This window comes from Streptomyces sp. RP5T, from assembly GCF_003933965.1.
Lineage (GTDB): Bacteria > Actinomycetota > Actinomycetes > Streptomycetales > Streptomycetaceae > Streptomyces.
Genome location: NZ_RSAJ01000877.1, coordinates 1 through 2,471, shown reverse-complemented (window position 1 = coordinate 2,471; position 2,471 = coordinate 1). Strand labels below are relative to the sequence as shown.

Sequence of the window (2,471 nt, the reverse complement as noted above, 5' to 3'; positions counted from 1 at the left end):
AGATGTATATAAGAGACAGGCGACCCCCAGCGTCTGCCCGAGCTGCCGGCTCGTGGAGGCGACCGCCGCCGCGACCCCGGCCTGGGCCCGCGGCATCCCCGACACCGCCGTGTTCGTGATCGGCGCGTTCACCAGCCCGAAGCCGATCCCGAACAGCACGTACCCGAGCAGCAGCGTCCCGTCGGACGTCTCCGCGTCGAACGCGGCGAACAGCACCCCGCTCGCGGTGATCATGACCCCCGCGGCGACCAACGGCAGCCGCGGCCCCCGGCTCCCCACCAGCCGCCCGGCGAGGGGCGCGAACAGGAACATCGGCACCGCCATCGGCAGCATCCACAGTCCGGCGTGCAGCGCGTCCAGCCCCCGGACGTTCTGCAGGTACAGCGTCGACAGGAACAGGAACCCGCCGAGCCCCGCGAACGCGCTGATCGCGATCACCGTGGCCCCGCTGAAGGGCGCGGACCGGAAGAACCGCAGGTCGATGAGGGGCTCGTCCCGCCGGGGCTCGTACCAGAGGAGCCCCGCCAGCGCGACCACGGCCACGACGGCGAAGGGCAGCACGTATGAGAACCCCGAGGACGGCGCCTCGATGATCGCGTACGTCAGCGAGCCGAACAGCGCGATCACCAGGAGCTGTCCGACCGGGTCGGGGCGGCGGGCCCTCGGCGCCCGGGACTCCGGCACGTACCGCAGGGTGAGCAGCAGGGCCGCGAGGCCCACCGGCAGGTTGACCCAGAAGATCGAGCGCCAGCCGACCGAGTCCACGAGCACCCCGCCGACCAGCGGACCCGCGGCCATCGAGATGCCGACGACCGCGCCCCACACGCCGATCGCGCGCGCCCGCTCGCGCGGGTCGGTGAAGGTGTTGGTGATGATCGACATCGCGACCGGGTTCAGCATCGAACCGCCGACCGCCTGCACCATCCGGAAGGCGACCAGCGCCTCCAGGCTCGGCGCGGCGGAGCACAGCGCGGAGCCGATCGTGAAGACGACCAGGCCCGCCATGAACACGCGCTTGCGGCCGATCCGGTCGGCCGTGGAGCCGGCCAGCATCAGCAGCGAGGCGAGGACGAGGGTGTACGCGTCGATCGTCCACTGGAGACCCGCGGTGCTCGCGTCCAGGCCTCGCTGCATGGCGGGCAGGGCGACATTGAGCGCGGTGGTGTCGAGACTCACGATCAGGAGGCTCATACAGCAGATCGCGAGGACCAGCATGCGTCGGCGATGACTGAGCTCGGGCATGCGTTTCATCGTACGCCGATGTCGATAGTGCGTCTAACTAATGGTCGGTACATGATCGATGTACGGGTACCCCGGGGCGTGCGTGACAATGGGGCAATGTCCACGACCACGCCCCGCGAGAAGACACCCCTGCGAATCGGCCCGCACACCGTTCAGCCGCCGGTCGTCCTGGCCCCGATGGCCGGGATCACCAACGCGCCCTTCCGCACCCTGTGCAGGGAGTTCAGCGGTGGCAAGGGGCTGTTCGTCAGCGAGATGATCACGACCCGGGCGCTGGTCGAGCGCAACGAGAAGACCATGCAGCTGATCCACTTCGACGAGAGCGAGAAGCCGCGCTCGATCCAGCTGTACGGCGTCGACCCCGCGACCGTCGGCAAGGCCGTCCGCATGATCGCGGAGGAGGGCCTCGCCGACCACATCGACCTCAACTTCGGGTGCCCGGTGCCGAAGGTGACGCGCAAGGGCGGCGGGTCCGCGCTGCCGTACAAGCGACCGCTGCTCCGGGCGATCCTGCGGGAGGCCGTGAGCGGGGCGGGGGACCTGCCGGTCACGATGAAGATGCGCAAGGGGATCGACGACGATCACATCACGTACCTGGACGCGGGGCGGATCGCGGTCGAGGAGGGCGTGACGGCGATCGCCCTGCACGGGCGGACGGCCGCACAGCACTACGGCGGTACGGCCGACTGGGACGCCATCGCGCGGCTCAAGGAGCACGTGCCGGAGATTCCCGTGCTCGGCAACGGCGACATCTGGTCGGCGTCGGACGCGTTGCGGATGGTGGAGTCCACCGGGTGTGACGGGGTGGTCGTCGGGCGCGGGTGCCTGGGGCGGCCGTGGCTGTTCGCGGACCTGGTGGCGGCGTTCGAGGGGCGGGCGGAGTTCCGGCGTCCGGAGCTGCGGGAGGTGGCCGACGTGATGGTGCGGCACGCCACGCTGCTCGGTGAGTGGATCGGGGACGAGGCGCGCGGGGTCATCGACTTCCGCAAGCACGTGGCCTGGTATCTGAAGGGGTTCGCGGTCGGCAGCGAGATGCGCAAGCGGCTCGCCATCACGTCGTCGCTGGCGGAGCTGCGTGCGGGGTTGGACGAGCTGGATCTCGATCAGCCGTGGCCGGTGGGGGCGGACGGGCCGCGTGGCCGCACGTCTGGCAACAACAGGGTTGTTCTGCCGGACGGTTGGCTAAAGGATCCGTACGACTGTGCGGCGGGGGTTGGCGAGGATGCGGA

The 2,471-nt window shown here is 70.2% G+C and carries 2 protein-coding genes; one reads left to right on the top strand and one right to left on the bottom strand.

Annotated features, from left to right (window positions below; all coding sequences use genetic code 11):
• Positions 1–1,242: MFS transporter (locus tag EHS43_RS42350; protein WP_125195787.1), on the bottom strand; the 1,242-nt coding region annotated here is incomplete at its 3' end.
• Between the two features lie 96 nt (positions 1,243–1,338).
• Between EHS43_RS42350 and dusB the strand changes: the two genes are divergently transcribed.
• On the top strand, positions 1,339–2,471 hold a 1,133-nt coding region (dusB, locus tag EHS43_RS42345), incomplete at its 3' end, for a tRNA dihydrouridine synthase DusB (protein ID WP_125195786.1).